Genomic DNA, 17,571 nt, shown 5'->3' on the forward strand with positions numbered 1-17,571 from the left:
CTCGTACTCGCCATCGCCGCGTGTCCCAATCGATCGGTGTGGCACGGCAGACGGTCCGGGGCACCAACTGCCGTGCAGCCCCGTCACGCCGGCCCCTGAAGCTCGGTGACCGCCCGGTCCGCCTTCCCGAAGGCGACCTGCCCACCGGTGAGCCGAGCCCGCACCGCATCCGCGCCCAGCCGCCACGCCCCGAAGGTCCGCCAGAATCGACGCCCGAGGCCCGCACTCACCAGGCCGACGGCCGGCACCCGCCATTCCTCAGCGTTCATCTCGTCCGCCAGGACCCGTCGCATCACCGCGGTCTGCACCAGCGGGAACGCCCACCACGCCGTGAACAACGCCCGCTCGTGCACCGGCCCCCGCAGGAGCACTCCCGGGGTCAGCGCGGCGGCGAGCCATGGCAACACGGTGATCTCAGCGGTGTCCGCGACGCCGAGCCCGGCCAGTCGCCAGCGATCGACGGCCCGCACGCCCCTGGTCTCACGCAGTACCTCGGGCCAGGTCGTGATCCCCCGGGCGATGAACTTGAGCGACGCGAGATGCGCGGACACCGTGTCCGGAAGGTCGACGCGATTGAGCACCGGAACCGTCGAGAACCTCGCCCGGCGAAGGAACAGCCTGTACCCCAGCGGGACATCGTCGACGTACGGGAAGCCCCCGACCTCGCGCAACACGTCCGCCCGTACGAACAGCCCCGCGCCGACGAGGTACTGCGGCATCAGCCGCCCCTCGGCCGCCCGGTCGAGCTTCCAGCGCTCCACCCCGAGACTCCGCACCGCCTGATGCAACGCCTCAACCCGCACCACCGCCCTCGGCCACGACCTCTCGGGCGCCCCCGAAAGGCATCCGGTCGCCAGCGGCACCGCCTGTACGACCTCCGGTTCCCGCTCGCCGGCCGCCTCCGCCGCGACCCACGCGGCCAGCTCCGGCGGCGGCTGAGAATCGAAATCGAAGACCCCGAACCACACCGGATCGCCGTCCTCTTGCGGTCCTGCAATGCGCTGGCGCTGGCCTGCGATGTGTTGTCCTTCGATGTGCTCGACGGCCCAGTTGAGCTGCGACGCCTTGTTCCCCACCGGGCGCGGGTCCTCGATCACGGCCATCCGCGCGGCGTCGCGCGCAGCAAGCTCCTTTTCCAGCAGCTCGCGGGTCGTCGGTCCCTCGCCCAATTCCCGTGCGGTCGTGACGAACCAGATGTGCGCGTACGGGTAACGGTCCCGTACGGCGGCGAACGCCTCGACGGTCCGCTGTACGTACGGCTGCTCGCGAAGCCCGGGCACCAGCAGGTGGAGCACGGCGTTCCCCGCGTCGTCGACCGGCGGCGCCTTCTTCAGGGCCGTACGTGCCGTGCGTCGGGCCCGGGCCAGGGTGACCGCCTCCCAGGTCAAGTGAGCCGCGACAGCGCCGACAGCGGCCTTCCGTAGGACGTCAGACACGGACGGCATGGGCTTGTCCTTCCAGTACGGATACGAGGAGTTGGAGACCGCGCGCGTACAGAGCGCACTGCCGGTCGGGGTTCTCGTGGTGGAGCGGAACCATCGACAGGAACTGCACCGCTTCGAGCAGACGTATCTCGTCGAGCGCGAACCCGGCCTCGGTGACCACCGCGTCACCCGCCGGTGCCAGCGCGCTGGGGCGGGGGAAGACGCGCAGGTCCCAATTCGTCGAGTTGGGGCGCCGCAAGGTGAACAGGTCCTCGCGCAAGGCGTCGTACCCGCCCGCGTACGACTGCCGGAGCTTGGCGAGGTCGTACCGAATGTCGCCGCCGACGGTGTCGCTGAACGTGGTCCCGGGGTCGAGCAGTTTGAACGTGCCGTAGCCGCGCGCGAGCAGAACGTTCGAGAACGTCATGTCGCCGTGCACCAGGCTGCCGTGCCCGGCGGTGGCGGCGAGTCCGCGCAGTGCGTCCACGGCGGCGGGCCACACCTCCCCGAATGCCGGGAGTTCCACCCCGTTGACGGTGAGCCGCTCGTCCCGGACCCGCGTCCAGCCTTTCCACGAGGCAAGCCGCTGCTCGGTCTTCTCGACGTACTTCCGCTCGCACCACGCGCGCAGGCCGGGATCCTCCCGCCGGGTCGGCGCCCACAGTCGGCTCTCCACCACGTCGATCAGCCGACGGAGCACCAAGCGCCAAGTCGCCTCCGGCAGCGGTTCGAAGAGGAGCAACTCGGCGAGGCTCGGGTAGTCGACCAGCTCGATCCGGTACCAGCCCTCGCCCTCCCCCAGGAGCCGCGGCGCGAGCCCAAGCGCGGTATCCGGGAGGGATCGGTACCAGCGGGCCTGGGCCGCCATCAGTGCACCGTCGCCTCGCTTGACCACGGTCCCGTCGTCCGTGACCGCGAAGCTGTGCCCGGCCCGGCCGGTCAGCGACAGGCGGTTCGCGGCGACATAGCGGTCGTACGAGCCGAGGTCCCACCACACGTCCACCGGCACCGCGGTGAGCGACCTCTGCGCGCCGTACTTGCGCAGCAGCGCGCTCAGTTCGGTGTCGCGGCCGGGATCGGGATCGGGATCGGCCAGGAGTGTGCGCAGCAGGCGGCAGTCTGCGAAACGGTAGACGCCGACCACCGCGCGCTCGGTCGCCGTGTCCTGGTCGGGCTTGTCGGTGTACGCGAGGATGCGGCCGTCGGCGTCGGTCCCGACGACGCAGAAGTCCCGGGCTGCACCTGCCCGGCCGACGGCCACGGAGTCGGCCGGCAGTTCCTCCAGATCACCGATGAGCGTGTCACCGAGAATGAGCGTCACGTCCCCGCCCGGCATCAGGTGCGGCGCGGCCTGCGCCAGTGCGTCCAACGGGCCGAGCGGCGTCGGCTGCGGCACCAGGCGGATATGTAGATCCGCTCCGGCGAAGACCTGGTCGACGAGCGCCTGGACGTGCCGGTCGTCACCCGGCGCGTGAACGACGGCTACGTGCCGGACCCCGGCCGCATACAACTGCCTGAGCTGCGACACGAGTACAGGCCGGGCACCGGTGGTCACGGTCGCCTTCGGCCGCCCGCGCGAAACGATCGCGATGCGCGTCCCGAGGCCGGCCGACAGGATCACGGCCTGCCGTTCGTGCACCTGCTCGTCCGGCAGCTCGATCTCGGCCCAGCACCGCTTCCCGCCCTCGGGCAGGACCGTCACCCCGCTGCGGGTGGCGAGAGCCTCGACCAGAAAGAGCCCTCTGCCTCCCTCTTGCCCGGTGTCCTGCGCGCATCTGCGCGGTACCACGTCACTCGCATCGCCGACCTCCAGTCGCACGACACCGCACCCGATGGCCACCGAAACGTCGATCTCGTCGCCGGCGGCGTGTCGTACCGCGTTGGTGACGAGCTCGCTGACCACGACCTGGATCGCGTCGACCACGGCCTCGTCGTCTATGCCACCGTCCATGCCGTCACTCACGCCGAGCATCTCGGCTACCCGTCGCCGTGCCTCGCCCGCTGCGACCGGTTGTCGCGAGAACCGGAGGGAGTACTCGACTGGCTCCATGGAGATCGTCCACCTCGCGCCGTCACGGCGGACCCGACCGGGCCCGAGAGCAGGCCGACATCCGCGGAAGACGGAAGTACGGCGGGCAACAGCGTGTCGTCGCGGGCCGGGACGTCGAACCTCGCGCGGGGACTTCTCCGGGACGTCCCGGGACGTCTTCCTCAGGGCATCGAGACGTCCAGCGCCCGAAGGTGTCGCATCAGCCCGGCCACGTCCTGAAGATCAGACAGGACCCACTCGGCCCCCGCGTCCCGTAGTTCGCCTTCACTGTGCTCTCCGGATGCCACGGCCACGACATGCGCGCCGGAACTCAACCCCGCCTCCACGTCCCGCGGCGTGTCCCCGACGAGCACCACCGGCGTCTTGAGTCCCAGCCCGTACCGGTCCTGGACCCGCCTCCGGGCGACATCAACCAGCGCCGCTCGTTCCACTCCGTCCGCCCCGTACGCACCGCACTCCAGGTCCAAGAGTCCATCGAGACCGAAGGGCGCGAGCTTCACCCGGGCATTGGCCCGGATGTTTCCTGTCAGTACGGACGACACCATCCGGGGTTCAGCGGCCACCGCCGCCAACGCCGCCTGCACGCCGGGCAATGCCCGTCCCCGCGTGGCGAGTTCGGCCTCCCGTCCGGATCCGGCCTCCTCCAAGGCCGACTCCAGCAGACTCCACTCGGGCGATTCCAGGCCGTGATCAAGGAACATCCCCGCCAGGATCAGCCGGTCCGTTCGCCCCTCCGTACGCGCCCGATGAACAGCGGGCCGTCCCGCCGCGATCGCAAAGGCGGACGCGTAGATCTCCTTGCTGACGCCGCCGTTCTCGATGAGCGTGTGATCGATGTCCCAGAGCACGATGAGTGGCACCCGCCCACCCTAAACAGGCCACCGCCGTTCCCTTTCGACTGAGATGATCGGATTCCTTGCGACGCAGTCATCGCCTCAGGTTGGATGACCAGCGTGAACGAGCGACTTCGCACCGCGATCACCGAACGCGGCCTGACGTTCGAAGCCCTGGCCGAAGCCTGCTCCGTCGATCCCAAGACGGTTGGCCGCTGGGTCGCAGGCCGCGTCCCGCACCGCCGCCACCGGTGGGCCGCGGCCAACTGCCTCGCGGTCGAGGAGACGCACCTCTGGCCCGAACAGCGAGCCGCCTCGTCCACGCCCGAGCACGTCCCATCCCCGCCCTCCGAGATCGTCGAGACGTACACGAACCGCGCCAGCGTCCCCCGGGATCTCTGGCTCTCCCTGCTCCGCGACGCCACCCAGCAGATCGACGTCCTCGTCTTCTCCGGAACCTTCTTCGCCCAGACCAACCCGCGCATCGCCCGCATGCTCCGCGAACGCGCCGAAGCCGGCGCCCGAATCCGCCTCTGCTTCGGCGACCCGGACGGCACAGCCGCCGTCACCCGCGGCCACGAAGAGGGCATCGGCGACACCCTCGCCGCCAAGATCCGCGCCTCACTCACGTACTACCGAGAGCTGCCGGGTGTGCCCGGCTGCGAGATGCGCCTCCACGACACCACCCTCTACAACTCCCTCTTCCGCTACGACGACCACCTCCTGGTCAACCCGCACATCTGGGGCCAACCGGCCAGCGCCAACCCGATACTCCGCCTCCGCAACTCCACCACCTCGGAGTGGTTCGAGCCGTACACCGCGAGCTTCGACGCCGTCTGGGCGACCGCCCGCCCCTGGCCCCCCGACCACCACCGCCCGCGCAAGGAGCACTGACCCCATGGGCCGCACCGAGTACTACCACGACCCCAAAGCCCCCAAGGCCAACACCCTGATCCCCGCCTGCAACCTCCTCGTCGTCGACAGCGACGGGGCCATCCTGTTGCAACGCCGCCGCGACACCGGCCAATGGGCCCTGCCCGGCGGCGCCATGGACATCGGCGAAACCCCCGCCCAGTGCGCGGTACGCGAATGCCTCGAAGAAACCGGCATCATCGCCGAAATCACCGGCTTCCTCGGCGTCTACTCCAACCCGGCGCACATCGTCGCCTACACCGACGGCGAGATCCGCCAGCAGTACGAGGTGGTGTACATCGGCCGCCCCGTCGGCGGCACCCCCACCACCAACGACGAAGCCGACGCCGTTTGTTGGGCCACCGAAACCGACCTCGACACCCTGGACATCCACGCCAGCATGCACGAACAGATCCGCCACTACCTCACGGGCACCTACCCCCACCTCGGCTGAACGCCGTCACCACCTCGGCTGAGCACCGTCATCCATCCCGGTCGCGGCCCGGCGCGGGCAGCAGGGCCTCGATACGCGCCACGCTCGCATGAATCTCGGGCGCTGCCCGCCGGATGAAACGGCCCACGACACTGTCCGCCCCGTACCGGCCGACGATCTCGTCCACCCGCCCTGCGGACGTGGTACGCCGCCCGTCCGGTGTCGTCGTCATGTCGCAGTACACCAGCGCGTCCACGAGCACCGCGTCGTCGAGCAGCGGAAACTCGGAGGCCAGCTCGTCGCGCAGGCCGCGTTCCTCCGCTTCCAGGAGCGCGCAGGAATGGTTGGCCACGAGCCTCACGATCCGCTCATCGATCGCGGTGTGGCCGCGCAGATAGCGGGCGCCGTCGAGCGGGTGGAAGCCGGTGGCGGCGAGCCGCGGCGCGTAGCCGATGTCGTGCAGCACGGCAGCCGACTCCAGCAGTGCCGCCCGCTCGCCGACGATCGGAGCGAGGCCGCGGGCACGAGCGCCGACGCCCTGCGTGTGCGCCCACCGACGGGGCAACACACCGCTCAGTAACGACTCTGCCAGCGCGTAGGCCCACATCACGGAACACATACCGCGATCGTAGACAAGCAAGAGACACGAGAATGCCTTCCCGTGTGGACCAGCCGCGCCCCGCCCGCGGCAACGTCGGACGGCGGCGTCGGGCGGCGGCGTCGGGCGGCGGCGTCGGGCGGCGGCGTCGGGCGGCGGCGTCGGGCCTGATGTGAGCCCCAGCACCTACGGGTTCCTAGGCCCGGCGCCGTGTCAGTGGCGTGCGATACGGTCGCACTCTTGACCGAGTGGGCTCGAGGGGAGCGAGTGGCGTGAGCGAACGCATGCGGGTGGACAGCGACGACCTCCGGGACGCCGCACCCACCTTCCACCGCCAAAGCAACCAGCTGCACGACGCGCTGGCGGCCCTGCACTCGCGCCTCGCCGCCCTCGGCGTTCCGTGGGGTGACGACGAGCAGGGCCACTCGTTCCACGCCAAGTACGGTCCGGCCAAGGACGGCATCGACACTGCCACCCAAACGCTCGTCACTGGCCTGGAGTCCATCGGCGACGCCCTGAAGTCGATGGCCGACAACCACGACGAGAACGAGCGCGCGACGAAGGACGTCTTCGACTCCGCCGGCAAGGAGCGCTGAACCGCCGGTGGATGTCGAGGAGATACTTAAGGACGCCCTGCTCAAGCTGGGTATGTGGTGGCCCGACGCGGACTCCGACCAGCTGCGTGAGGCCGCCGACGCCTGGCGCGCGTTCGCCGAGCAGGTCGACGACGTCACGGCGGCCACGCACAAGGCTGCCCGGAGCGTCATCGACGGCAACGAGGGCCGCTCCATCGAGGCGTTCGACGACTTCTGGGCGCGCTATCACAAGGGGGCGAAGACCGGCTGGCTCGACGACGTCGCCGAGTCCGCCCGATCGATCGCCAAGGGCCTCGATCAGTACGCCGACGCCGTCGACAAGGCGATCAGCCACCTGTGGACCGAGATCGGCATCGCCGCCGCCGCACTCGGGGCGGGCGTCCTGCTGGCCATCGTCACCGGCGGCGCGGGAGCCGTCGCAGGCTCCGCCGCAGCCGAAGGCGTCATCTCCGCCGCGGCGGGCATCGGCGTCACCGTCTCCGCCGAAATCGCGGGCGTCATCGGCGCGACCATGACCGGCGTGGCGTTCGGCGCCGTCGAATCCATCACCGTCGACCTGGCCGTCGCCCAGCCCCTGCACGTGGCCGCGGGCGACCAGAAGAGCGTCAGCCTCCACCACGCCCAGGAGGCCGGGATGGCCGGTGCTCTGCTGGGCGGTGTCCTCGGCGGTGCGGGCAGCGGGGCTGCGGCGATCAACAACGCGGGCGGCCTCAAGACCGCCCTCAACAGCATCAAGCTTCCCGATATCAACGTCGCGGGTCCTCGTCTGGCGCTGGCGGGTGAGGGCGGAGGGTTCCCGGCCTCCGGCATGCTGTGGATGAAGGGGAAGCCGAGCGGCCACATCCCCGACGACGTGTTTGAGCACATACACAAGGGCGGGATCAACAAGACCGGGCGTCCGACCGGATACCACCACCGCCCGGGCGGCAAGGACCCGGTTGGCACCAAGGTCCCCAAGATCACCGGCCGTGACAACAAGACCGGACTCACCCGCGGCCCGGTGTGGATGAAGAATCCCCGCAACGGCGAGTGGGTAAAGAAACGCGCGGACAGTACCTTCTTCCCGGACACATGGACGACGAAGGAAGTGAACCGGGCGATCGAGACCGCCTTCAAGGACTCCGAGGTCGTCGACGCCTCCATGAATAAGTGGCGGGGCATGTACAAGGGAATCAGGATCGAGGGCTATTTCGACTCGAGTACGGGCGACGCGATCACTGCATACCCAGTCCTGCCTGAGCCGAAGTAGTAGAACGGAAAGATCGGATGACTCCGAAGACCACATACTTCTCACGGGATTCCTGGGGGTACCCCTCCTATTCCGGGCCTGAGGAGTTCAAGGTACTGGGCGACTGGATCACTAGTGACGTGCAGCTGTCACCTCACTCCGTCCTGGACATGATCGACGTCATCCACGGAGTGAGTACAGGACGCGTCGAAGCACCCCAAATGCTCGACGGCAACGCGTACGCCACGGAAGCGCACCCCGAGACCGTCATCGTCCAGAACGAGTTCGTGGAGCACGTCAACGGCGAGTTCACCCCGCGCCAGGTACTCGATGTCCTGCTCGACTTCTGGAATTACTGCGAACTCGTCATGCCCGGGGAGAATGCCGAAGGTCGCGCCAGATTCGTTGAGGAGCATGGCCGTGACCCTCTGACCGCCTTCGGATGACGGCACACACCGAGAACTCACCGAAGCCACCGCAATCGTGCAGCAGTTGGTCGGGCACTGAGCGACTGGCAGTGCCACAGACGATCCTCGCCAGGCCGAGGCCCCAGCAGAAGCGGTCGTACCCGAGGTGCTGCGAGCCGGTCCGCTCCTGCATCCGGTCACGAGTGCAGTCGCAGGAGATACCCAGTGAACGAGCTTGAGCAACTGGCTGCTTTCCATGCGAACGGCACGACGGAACCGGTCCACAACGACTGGCAAACAGCGGAACAGACACTGAAGGTGACGGTCTCACCTGGCGTCAAGGCGTTCTTCGACGCCTTCGGCGGTGCGAGCTTCGACGACTTCCTGCATGTGTATCGGGCGGGCGCTTCGAACCCGCACCTGGATTTGGTCAAACACACACTCAGGTCGCGCGACACGCTACGCAAGACCCGTCCCCACATCCAGGAACTCCTTGCGGAACGCGGCTCTTCGCCAGATCAGCTCGTTTGCTGGGGCGGCACCGACAACGCCGACATGTGCTTCCTCGTCCCTCAGCCCGATCCACAGGATTGGTTCGTACTTACCGTGATCGGCCGTGGCCGGGAGTACGACCTCTACGAAGGTTCCGTTGAGAGCTACCTGCTGCGTGTCCTGCGCGGGGATCTGCTGAGCGACGTCTTCCCCGAGGACTTCCCTGACGAGGATCCCGGCTACGTACCCAACCCAACGGCATAGGCGAGGCGTCGCCTGAACCGTACTGAGTCCCCGATGGACGTACGACTACCGCTCCGCGCGAGGAGTACATGAGCGCCCACCAAGCTCTGCCCGTGGACTTCATCATCGACCCGCCGAACGGCGTCGCGCCGCTCCAGATCGGCATGACCTAACGAGCCGGCAGGATCCGACAGTGTCCTGTTGAATTGGAGAGTCTCGTCGCCTGGAACCAGTGGGACGAGAACCCGGTCTGCGCCTCGGCGACGGTCGTCTTCAACGGCCTCCCCCTCGGCGTCGGTCCGCTGGCTGCCGCCTCCAAGGCCGGCGAGGCCGGAGCAGCGGCGAAGACTGCAGGCGTCGCAGCCAAGGTCGGCGAGTTCATCGACCCCGTCCTGGAGTATCTGACCCAGCATCTGAAGCCGGCATAACGACGCTTTCTGCGCTGGATCGATGCGAGCGGTTCACGCCACTTGATGAGCTCATCCACGGGTGAAGGGAGTGCACGGTCAAGCTGACGCACTCTCCGGACGCCCTGAGTTCTTGGACGCGTCCCCCTCCAACGCATACGCGAGCGCGAGCGCAATCCGCTCAATCCAGTTGAGGGCGTCCGTGACATCAGCCTCGCCGATCTGGCGGCGCTGCTTGAGGTCGCCGTCGATCAGGTCCGCGTCGTGTGCGATCTGGTTGCGGCGGCGGAGCAGCAAGATGTACTGGCCGCGCAGCCGCTTCTCGTCGTATGAAGTGCGGTACTGGTTCCACCGATTGACCCACTTCGCCGCGTCCCGCCACACCTTGACGTCGGTGACGAGCGCCATCACCTTCGCTATGGCGTCCGGGTTCTGCAACGTCTGGCGGGCGATGTCCTGGCGGACGCGCTCCGCGACCAACTCGGCCATGGTCGTTTCGCCCCGCTGGACCCTCTCCACGCAGTGCAGCGGCAACGGGTAGTCACGGAGCTTCTTCGGCATGTCCGGGCCGTCCTTGGCGGATTCCTCGGCGACTCGGCGCAACACCTCCTCCTGCACCCAGTGTTCGAGGGCGGCGGTCGACTGTACCCAGGCGGCCCGGTAGAAATCGCCGGTGTCGATGCCCTTGGGACTGAGCACCTCCAAGGCCTGCCCGGCGCGAACCATCTGACGTGCGTACGACAGGTTCGTGACGAACGACTCGAACTGACGGGTCTGCGGGTGCGCGATGGTCATCCATACCTCTGTGCGGCGCGTGGGGACGGGGAACTCGGGACGTGAACTCCTGATGTTCCCTGCACCGCACAGAGGCCGGTCAAGCGGCTTTGCGGATCATGGTCTGTATGTGGCTTGATCTGATCGGTTCGGTTCCGGATCCGTCCATCGCTCTTGCACGGCAGGATTGCGGAGCCCTACGCGATACGCACGGGCCGGAGACGACTGACATCGCAGGATGTGCCCATATCCCTGCGTGGGGAAACGAACCTTCCGGCCGTCGTCAGACCTCTTCCGCCTCCGGTACGTCCACATCCGCACCCAGGGACTTCGCGATGGCGGTGAACTCGGCGAGAGCGGACTGGAGATCGCGCACGACCTCCTCGGCGATGACCTCCGGCTCCAGGTCACTGTCCGCGTCCTCCAGGGCGGGGTCCTTCATCCAGGTGATGTCGAGGTTGACCTTGTCCCGCCCGATCAAGTCCTCGTAGGTGTACGGCTTCCAGCGGCCGTTGTCGTCCTCGTCGGCGACGCGGGCGGTCAGCTCCTGTCCCGGCTTGTACTTGGCGACGAAGTCGTCGAGGTGGGGACGGGTCAGCGGGCGCTGCTTCATGGTGAAGTGCTGGCCTGTACGGAAGTCGTAGACCCAGGTGACGCTGGTGTGCGGCTTGCCGTCGGCGCGCGGGGGCTTCTTGTCGAAGAAGAGGACGTTGGCCTTGACGCCGCCCGCGTAGAAGATGCCGGTGGGCAGGCGCAAGATCGTGTGCAGGTCGAACTCGTCGAGCAGCTTGCGGCGGACCTTCTCGCCCGCGCCGCCCTCGAAGAGGACATTGTCCGGGAGGACAACGGCCGCCCGGCCGTTCACCGCGGTCAGCGACATGATGTGCTGAAGGAAGTTGAGTTGCTTATTGGTCGTGGTGGCGGTGAAGTCGTCACGGTCATACTGGACGTCCTCCTTCTCCAGGTCGCCGTCCTGGCCGATCACGGTGATCGCGGACTTTCGTCCGAAGGGCGGGTTGGCGAGGACGAGTGAGGCGTGCCGCCCGCTCGGCTGGTTGGCGAGCGCGTCGTCGACATCGATCAGGCTCGGGCCGTCGCTCTTGCCGATGCCGTGGAGGAGCATGTTCATGGCGGCGAGGCGGGCAGTGCCGGTGACCAGCTCATTGCCCCAGATCTTGCGGCCACTGTCGTACGCCTTGCGGGCATCAACGTCCATGTCCTTGACGTGGTGCCGGGTGATGTACGTGTGCGCGGCGATCAGGAACCCGCCGGTGCCGCAGGCGGGGTCGGTAATGGTGTCGTCCGGACCGGGCCGAGTCACGTCCACCATCGCGTCGATGAGCGCTCGCGGCGTGAAGTACTGGCCGGCGCCGGTCTTGGTGTCGGACGCCCCCTTGGCGAGCAGCCCCTCGTAAGCATCGCCCTTGAGGTCGGTGCCGGTGACCATCCACTCCTCGCGCCCGATCAACTCGACGACCAGCTTTTCGAGCAGCGCGGGCTTTGTAATCCGGTTCTGCGCGTCGGCGAAGATCGTGCCGATGGTGGTGTGAGGCTTACGACCCAAGTGCTCCAGGATGGCGCGGTAGTGGGCTTCGAGTTCCTCCCCACGCTTGCTGACAAGGGACTTCCAGTTGTAGTCCGCCGGCACCATGCCGCTGAGATCGCGACCCTCCCACGGGTCGTTCTCGGTCTCGTCGACCATCTTCAGGAACAGCAGAAACGAGAGCTGCTCCACGTACTCGATGGTCGACATGCCGTTGTCCCGGAGGACGTTGCAGTAGTTCCAGAGCTTGGCGACCAGAGTGTTGGTCTGCGCGGCGGCCTTCTTGGACTTGGGCGTCTCGGTGAGAGGGACGCCTTCGGCGGAGGGGGCGGCTGCGTCGTCTTGGGCGGGGGCGGTCACTGGAAGAGCTCCTGCTGAACGGTGGTGGAGGGGGCGGGGGTTGGGGCGGGGGCGGCAGACTCGTTCGCCTTGGTCGCGGCGTCATTTGTGCGGGCGCGCGCGGTGCGCTTGGGCTTGCGGGCCGGCTTGGCAGCGTCGCGCTCGGCGGCGATGCGAGCAAGGAGGGTGGCGGCCGGTTCGTCGGCGGGGTTCTGGGGGACCAGATTGCCGCTGAAGGCCTTACGGAACAGGGCCAACCGCAGAGCGTCTGCCCGCCGGGTAGCACGGTCAACTTCACGGCCAATCGCCTCAGTACCCGACAGCAACTCTTCGCAACGCTGGACGAGATCCTTCTGGATCTCCAGAGGAGGAATCGGGAACTCGACCACTTTCAATCGCTTTGACGACAAGTGGGCGATGTTCGTCGTGATACGCACCTCGCGCATGAACCTACGAGCATGCAAATGCCGCCGGAACACCATGAGCGCCCATTCAGGGAGAACATTCGGACCTGCCTGGAATCGCAACAGGCTGTTCGTAAACGCGACATTCTCTGGAACTCCGCGATACATGGCTGGACGTCCCACCAAATGCGGGCTCTGCCCTTCGTTCAGGAGGATGTCCCCTTTGTGGAGCCGGTACTTCTCAAAAATCCCCGAGAAATCCATTTCCATGATGCTGGAGGTGTCGATCCGGTCTTCGAAAACATTGGCCACGCGCAAGTAGGGGCGCATTTCGGGGCCGTGATGCCAGTCAGGGTGCCGGGCTCGCCCCAGCTCCAAAGTTCCAGCCTCACCGACAGTCGTAACTGTCCAACCGGCGGGGGCCGTCTCGGGAACCAAAGAAGTGAAGACCGACTTACGTAGAACCTCGATCCGCTTGCGCGCTTCTCGCAGCGTCTGCTCGGCCGCGTCGATCCGGGAGAGCTGCTCTTCGAGGGCCTCGACGATGCGGTGCTGTTCAGCCAAAGACGGAAGGTTCAGCCGGACCCGCTTCAGTTTCGCTGTGCTCAACGTGTACAAGCCGCTTGAGGACTGGGCCACACTCATCAGCTGATTCTTCACCACGGGCGAGTTCCAGAGGAGCTCCAGGAACTTTGGGTTGATCGCCTGTGTCGGGCGAACCCTGATCAGATGATTCTGGTGGACGGCATCAGGAATGACATCCTTCCACGTCGCGGCACGCCCAATCTGATCCGGGCTTCCGTTCCCTTCCACGACCAACAAGTCGCCAGCCTTCAGGCGGAATCGGTCGAGTTCCCCTTCGAACAGCTCAACTTCGTGGATTTCGGAGAGGTCTAGCGTGCCGCGCCCCACGTTCGCCACCCGCAGAAATGGGAACTTGTTGACGACCGGCCGACGCTTCGACTGCTTCTGGATTCCTCCGTTGACGTCGCAAACTTGGTCCAGGGAAGTGGCAACCCACCCCTCCGGCAACCCACCCATATCCGTACTCAAGCCAGTTCCTGATTCAGCTCGTCCAGCAGTTCCAGCGCCCGGTCCTTGTCACCGAAGGCGTTCGCGAAGCCGCGGCCGCCACCCTTGGCCGAGAAGGGAAGATGACTGAAGTCCTCACGTTCCATGCCCACGTCCACCGCGATGGCGTCCTTGATGCGGTGCAGCCACCACAACTGGTCCTCGGTGAATTCGACGCCCGCCTGCTGCTGCCGCAACAGCCAGCCCTCGAAGCGCTCCTCGACCACCGTACGGTAAGGGCGGAGTTCGTCGTCCGCGCCGAGCGTGTAGCGGACGAGGTTCATGAGGTCGCCGAGGCCGGCCGATTTCGACAGGGATGCCGACGCCTTACCGAGCAGGGCGTAGTGGTCCCAAATAACCTTCGGGGTCCACGTCCGGTTCGTGGCCTTGATGGTGGCGAGCAGCTCGCGAAGATGGGCTCGTGCCTCCTGCGGGCGGACCCGGGATCCGCTGCCGAGGATCACCTGGAGTGCGATCGCCTCCGCCGCCTGCTCGTCGCGCCGACGACTGTCCAACAACTGGCGCCACTGGGCGAGTTCCTTCTCCGCGCGTTCTTCGCGCGGAACCTCCCTCAGCTGTATCCCGACCTCGGTCGTCGCGTCATACGTCAGGTCGTGCTGCTGCTTGATGCCGACGATCAGCTTACGGAGCTCTGGGTGCGTGGTCAGAACCTCGACCGCGTCCTGGACGAGGCGCTGGGCCTGGTCCGCGCCGCCCTCACGGTACGCCCGGTCCTGGGTGTCGACATCCACCGCGTCCGAGATCTGGCGAACCAGGTCACCGAGTGGGACGCCGCCCGATACCTGCTTGATCTGCTCGCGCTCCTCCTCGGTGAGCTTGCGGTCCAGGCGGGCCAGGCGACGGCCGAGCGTCTCGGCCTGTTCGGCCGTGATGGAGCGGCTGCCCGCCTTGTCCAAGAGCTTGTCCGTGCTGAGGTTCCCAGTGTCCGGCGGCAGCATCGGCCGGGTATCGACCAGCGGCGACGCCGTGACACCCACCGCGTCGACCAGCACGAAACGGTCCTTGGCGAGGTCGTTCGCCGCCTCCGGCGTCACCGCCTTCAGCTCGTCGGCGTCGATGGTGCGTGAGCCGCGCCCCTTCATCTGTTCGAAGAGAACGGGGCTGCGTACGGCCCGCAGGAATATCACGCACTCCAGGGCGCGGACGTCCGTCCCCGTGGCGATCATGTCGACGGTGACGGCGACCCGGAGCGGCGACGAGTTCCGCAGGTCGTTGACGAGTTGCTCAGGGTCGTCGCCCTTGTCCCGGGACCGGTAGGTGATCTTCTTGGCGAAGGCCTCGCCACGTCCGAAGATCTCCTTGACCTGTTTCAGGACCTCGTCGGCGTGGTCATCGCTTGCCGCGAAGACAAGGGTCTTCGGTAGTTCGGCTCGGCCGGGGAACCAGCGCTGCCAGTTGTTCTTGTAGGCGGTGAGGACAGCCCTGATCTCGTCCTCGGTGATGACCGTGCGGCCGATCTGGCCGACCGTGTACGCGAAGTCTTCGTCCAGTTCCTCGTATCGCTGGGCGCGGGTCTTGCGGTCGCGGATACGGACCGTCGTGCCCTTGTCGATCTTTGCTCCGCCCGCTTCCCGTACCGAGGTGTCCATCGTGACCACGTCGAAGTCGACATTGACACCGTCGGCGACAGCCTGCTCGTAGGTGTACTCGGAGACCAGGTTGTTGTCGAAGAAGCCCTTGGTCTGGCGGGTGGGGGTGGCGGTGAGGCCGACCAGGTGGGCGTCGAAGTAGTCGAGGACGCCGCGCCACAGCCCGTAGATGGAGCGGTGGCACTCGTCGATGACGATCACGTCGAAGGACTCGATGGGAACGTCCGCGTTGTACTCGACACTGACCGGGCGGTCGGTCATGTAGTTCTCGTCGAGGGTGGAGGAGTCCTCGCGGTCCTCGGCCTCACTCGTGTCCTCCAGCGGCTCCCCCTTGAGGAGGGAGTACATGCGCTGGATCGTGGAGACGACGACGGCGGAGGTCTCCTGGAGTCCGGTCCGGCCGAGCGTGTCGACGTTGTACAGGTCGGTGAACTTACGGTTCTCGTCCGGGGCACGGTACTTGTCGAACTCGGCCTTGGCCTGGCGGCCGAGGTTGTTCCGGTCCACGAGGAAGAGGATGCGGCCCGCGCCCGCGTGTTTGAGCAGCCGGTAGGCCTCGGTGACGGCGGTGTAGGTCTTGCCCGCACCGGTGGCCATCTGGATCAAGGCACGCGGCTTGTCCTGGCCGAGGGAGTGTTCAAGGCCGGTGACCGCCTCCTCCTGCGCCGCGCGGAGGCCGTGGGTCTCCAGGACCGGGAGCCCGGTACGCAGGGCCGCACGGAAGGTGGGAGCGTCCGGGTGCTCGGTGGCCCGCCTCATCCAGGCGGCGAAGGTCTCGGGCCGGTGGAAGGCGAAGACCGGACGGGAACGGGCATGCGGGTCGAGGAGGTTGACGAAGAACGTCTCCGCGCCGGTGGTGGCATAGCGGAAGACGAACGGTTCCTGCTCGCGCCAGACCGCCAGGGAATGCTCCTTGAGGACACCGGCCGCGTACCGCTCGTTCTGAGCGAGGGCCCCGGCCAGGGCGGTGCCCTCGCGCTTGGCCTCGATGACGCCGACGATCATGCCGTCTACGTAGAGGACGTAGTCGGCGCGGCCGGTGGCCAGGGTGAACTCGCGGACCGCGACGCCCTGGGAGGCGCGCGGGTTGAGGTCGGCCTTGTCCTGGACAGTCCAGCCGGCCACGGCAAGCATTTCGTCGATACGGACGCGCGCCTGCACCTCGTTGAGCGGCTCAGGCCGCTGCGCACGGGCGACAATCGCCTCGCGGGCGGCGGCAGCAACCGGGCGGGGCTTGAGACGCTCCTGGTTGTAACGGCCCCGCTGCTCGCTCCTGAGTCGCTCGATCTCCTCCCGATAGCTCGCAGCCAGGGCTTCCGACTCGGCGCGGGCCTGCTCGGCGGCCGCGGTCAGCTTCTCCGCCTCCGCCCGGCCGCGCTGCTCGGCCTCCAGGCGGTCGCCGACCTCGCCGAGGCGGGTGCGGGACTCTGCGAGGGTGCGCTGGTGGTGGCCGAGCGCCTCGCGAAGCTCCTCAAGCTCCGCGGGCCCGGCCGTCACGTCACTCGGCAGCCGCGGCGGTACGAACGCGGAGATCTCGCGGACGCCGTCGACCGCGCGGGAGAAGAACTGCCCAAGCTGGAAGCAGAGCTCGACGGCCTTGAGGGCCTTACTGGTGTCGAAGAGGTGATTGTGCGCGGCGTCGTTCCGCCCCCGGCGCAGCGTGTCGAAGGCGTCCCGGGTGCGGCCCGGCAGCAGACCGGCCCGCTGGAGCCCGACGAGCCGGTCGATCTGGCGGGCCCCTTCAACCCGCACCCCTGCCCGCTGGACCAGCTCCTCGGCGAGAACCTCCCCGAACTGGCCGGACGCCACATACGAGACGTTGGGGTTGGTGAAGACCGACTGCTCGGCCTGGGAACCGTAGATCGCAAGCAGGGGCTGCATCGCGTAGAGCCGCCCGAAGTTGGGCGACTTCCGGGCCGCTGCCTTCAGCTGCTCCGGGACTTGCTCACGACGCCGTTCCTGCCCGCTCATACGCTGCCGCTCCTCGACCAGGCCGCATCCGGCCCTCACCTGTGACAAGTCCACTCAGCCTACGTCTGCCCCAGCACTCCACTCTGGTAAATGAACCGATCACGACAAGATCGACGTTCCTCCTGCCCCGCCGCCTTCACATGGTCAGATCGACACGTCCGTCGCGAGCACTTCGCACCAGCCGTGTGCCAGTGCGGCAATGCGGCCGTATCCCGCACCGCGCCATGGAGTGCGTC

The 17,571-nt window shown here is 67.4% G+C and carries 15 protein-coding genes; 7 read left to right on the forward strand and 8 right to left on the reverse strand.

Features of this window, described 5'->3' with window-relative positions; translation table 11 throughout:
• Positions 1-83: 83 nt before the first annotated feature.
• The 3 genes from ACIRHA_RS09895 to ACIRHA_RS09905 form a co-directional block, all read right to left on the reverse strand.
• Positions 84-1,445, reverse strand: a complete 1,362-nt coding sequence (locus tag ACIRHA_RS09895) for a hypothetical protein (RefSeq protein ID WP_403842381.1) — start codon at positions 1,443-1,445, stop codon at positions 84-86.
• On the reverse strand, positions 1,429-3,387 hold the full coding sequence (locus ACIRHA_RS09900; RefSeq protein ID WP_403842383.1) for a sugar phosphate nucleotidyltransferase: 1,959 nt from the start codon (positions 3,385-3,387) through the stop codon (positions 1,429-1,431). Before ACIRHA_RS09900 ends, ACIRHA_RS09895 begins: the two co-directional genes overlap by 17 nt.
• A gap of 248 nt (positions 3,388-3,635) precedes the next feature.
• Positions 3,636-4,334: an HAD family hydrolase gene (locus ACIRHA_RS09905; RefSeq protein ID WP_403842386.1), complete on the reverse strand. Its 699-nt coding sequence runs from the start codon at positions 4,332-4,334 to the stop codon at positions 3,636-3,638.
• Positions 4,335-4,427: 93 nt separating this feature from the next.
• Between ACIRHA_RS09905 and ACIRHA_RS09910 the strand changes: the two genes are divergently transcribed.
• The gene (locus tag ACIRHA_RS09910; protein ID WP_403842389.1) at positions 4,428-5,201 is read left to right on the forward strand and encodes a multiprotein-bridging factor 1 family protein; all 774 of its coding nucleotides are present in this window, start codon (positions 4,428-4,430) and stop codon (positions 5,199-5,201) included.
• A 4-nt stretch (positions 5,202-5,205) separates the two neighbouring features.
• Complete coding sequence (locus ACIRHA_RS09915; protein ID WP_403842391.1) at positions 5,206-5,673, forward strand: NUDIX hydrolase; 468 nt, start codon at positions 5,206-5,208, stop codon at positions 5,671-5,673.
• Between the two features lie 28 nt (positions 5,674-5,701).
• Here the strand turns inward: ACIRHA_RS09915 and ACIRHA_RS09920 are convergent, their stop codons facing one another.
• Positions 5,702-6,271, reverse strand: a complete 570-nt coding sequence (locus tag ACIRHA_RS09920; protein WP_403842394.1) for an HD domain-containing protein — start codon at positions 6,269-6,271, stop codon at positions 5,702-5,704.
• A gap of 251 nt (positions 6,272-6,522) precedes the next feature.
• Here ACIRHA_RS09920 and ACIRHA_RS09925 point away from each other — a divergent pair, with 251 nt between their 5' ends.
• From ACIRHA_RS09925 to ACIRHA_RS09945, 5 genes are all read left to right on the forward strand, one after another.
• On the forward strand, positions 6,523-6,846 hold the full coding sequence (locus tag ACIRHA_RS09925) for a WXG100 family type VII secretion target (protein WP_403842396.1): 324 nt from the start codon (positions 6,523-6,525) through the stop codon (positions 6,844-6,846).
• Positions 6,847-6,853: 7 nt separating this feature from the next.
• Positions 6,854-8,095, forward strand: coding sequence for an EndoU domain-containing protein (locus tag ACIRHA_RS09930; RefSeq protein WP_403842399.1), 1,242 nt, complete (start codon positions 6,854-6,856; stop codon positions 8,093-8,095).
• A 119-nt stretch (positions 8,096-8,214) separates the two neighbouring features.
• Positions 8,215-8,520 (forward strand): hypothetical protein, encoded by a 306-nt coding sequence (locus tag ACIRHA_RS09935; RefSeq protein ID WP_403842402.1) that lies wholly within the window; start codon positions 8,215-8,217, stop codon positions 8,518-8,520.
• Between the two features lie 186 nt (positions 8,521-8,706).
• Positions 8,707-9,237 carry a hypothetical protein gene (locus ACIRHA_RS09940; RefSeq protein ID WP_403842405.1) on the forward strand — a complete coding sequence of 177 codons (531 nt, stop codon included), beginning with the start codon at positions 8,707-8,709 and terminating at the stop codon, positions 9,235-9,237.
• Positions 9,238-9,422: 185 nt separating this feature from the next.
• Positions 9,423-9,644, forward strand: a complete 222-nt coding sequence (locus ACIRHA_RS09945; protein WP_403842407.1) for a hypothetical protein — start codon at positions 9,423-9,425, stop codon at positions 9,642-9,644.
• Positions 9,645-9,722: 78 nt separating this feature from the next.
• On the opposite strand, the gene ACIRHA_RS09950 is transcribed toward ACIRHA_RS09945, so the two are convergent.
• The 4 genes from ACIRHA_RS09950 to ACIRHA_RS09965 all read right to left on the reverse strand — a co-directional run bounded on the left by ACIRHA_RS09950 (position 9,723) and on the right by ACIRHA_RS09965 (position 17,335).
• The gene (locus ACIRHA_RS09950; RefSeq protein ID WP_403842410.1) at positions 9,723-10,418 is read right to left on the reverse strand and encodes a hypothetical protein; all 696 of its coding nucleotides are present in this window, start codon (positions 10,416-10,418) and stop codon (positions 9,723-9,725) included.
• A 262-nt stretch (positions 10,419-10,680) separates the two neighbouring features.
• Positions 10,681-12,300 carry an N-6 DNA methylase gene (locus tag ACIRHA_RS09955; RefSeq protein ID WP_403842412.1) on the reverse strand — a complete coding sequence of 540 codons (1,620 nt, stop codon included), beginning with the start codon at positions 12,298-12,300 and terminating at the stop codon, positions 10,681-10,683.
• Positions 12,297-13,736 (reverse strand): restriction endonuclease subunit S, encoded by a 1,440-nt coding sequence (locus tag ACIRHA_RS09960; protein WP_403842415.1) that lies wholly within the window; start codon positions 13,734-13,736, stop codon positions 12,297-12,299. Before ACIRHA_RS09960 ends, ACIRHA_RS09955 begins: the two co-directional genes overlap by 4 nt.
• On the reverse strand, positions 13,733-17,335 hold the full coding sequence (locus ACIRHA_RS09965) for a DEAD/DEAH box helicase family protein (RefSeq protein ID WP_403842417.1): 3,603 nt from the start codon (positions 17,333-17,335) through the stop codon (positions 13,733-13,735). Before ACIRHA_RS09965 ends, ACIRHA_RS09960 begins: the two co-directional genes overlap by 4 nt.
• Positions 17,336-17,571: the final 236 nt, after the last annotated feature.

Origin of the sequence: Streptomyces sp. NPDC102360, assembly GCF_044766085.1 — a bacterium.
Lineage (GTDB): Bacteria > Actinomycetota > Actinomycetes > Streptomycetales > Streptomycetaceae > Streptomyces.

Coding starts and splice junctions, on each gene's coding strand:
- ACIRHA_RS09895 (WP_403842381.1), bottom strand. CDS start 1,445: ATGCCGTCCGTGTCTGACGTCCTACGGAAGGCCGCTGTCGGCGCTGTC.
- ACIRHA_RS09915 (WP_403842391.1), top strand. CDS start 5,206: ATGGGCCGCACCGAGTACTACCACGACCCCAAAGCCCCCAAGGCCAAC.
- ACIRHA_RS09920 (WP_403842394.1), bottom strand. CDS start 6,271: ATGTGTTCCGTGATGTGGGCCTACGCGCTGGCAGAGTCGTTACTGAGC.
- ACIRHA_RS09950 (WP_403842410.1), bottom strand. CDS start 10,418: ATGACCATCGCGCACCCGCAGACCCGTCAGTTCGAGTCGTTCGTCACG.
- ACIRHA_RS09965 (WP_403842417.1), bottom strand. CDS start 17,335: ATGAGCGGGCAGGAACGGCGTCGTGAGCAAGTCCCGGAGCAGCTGAAG.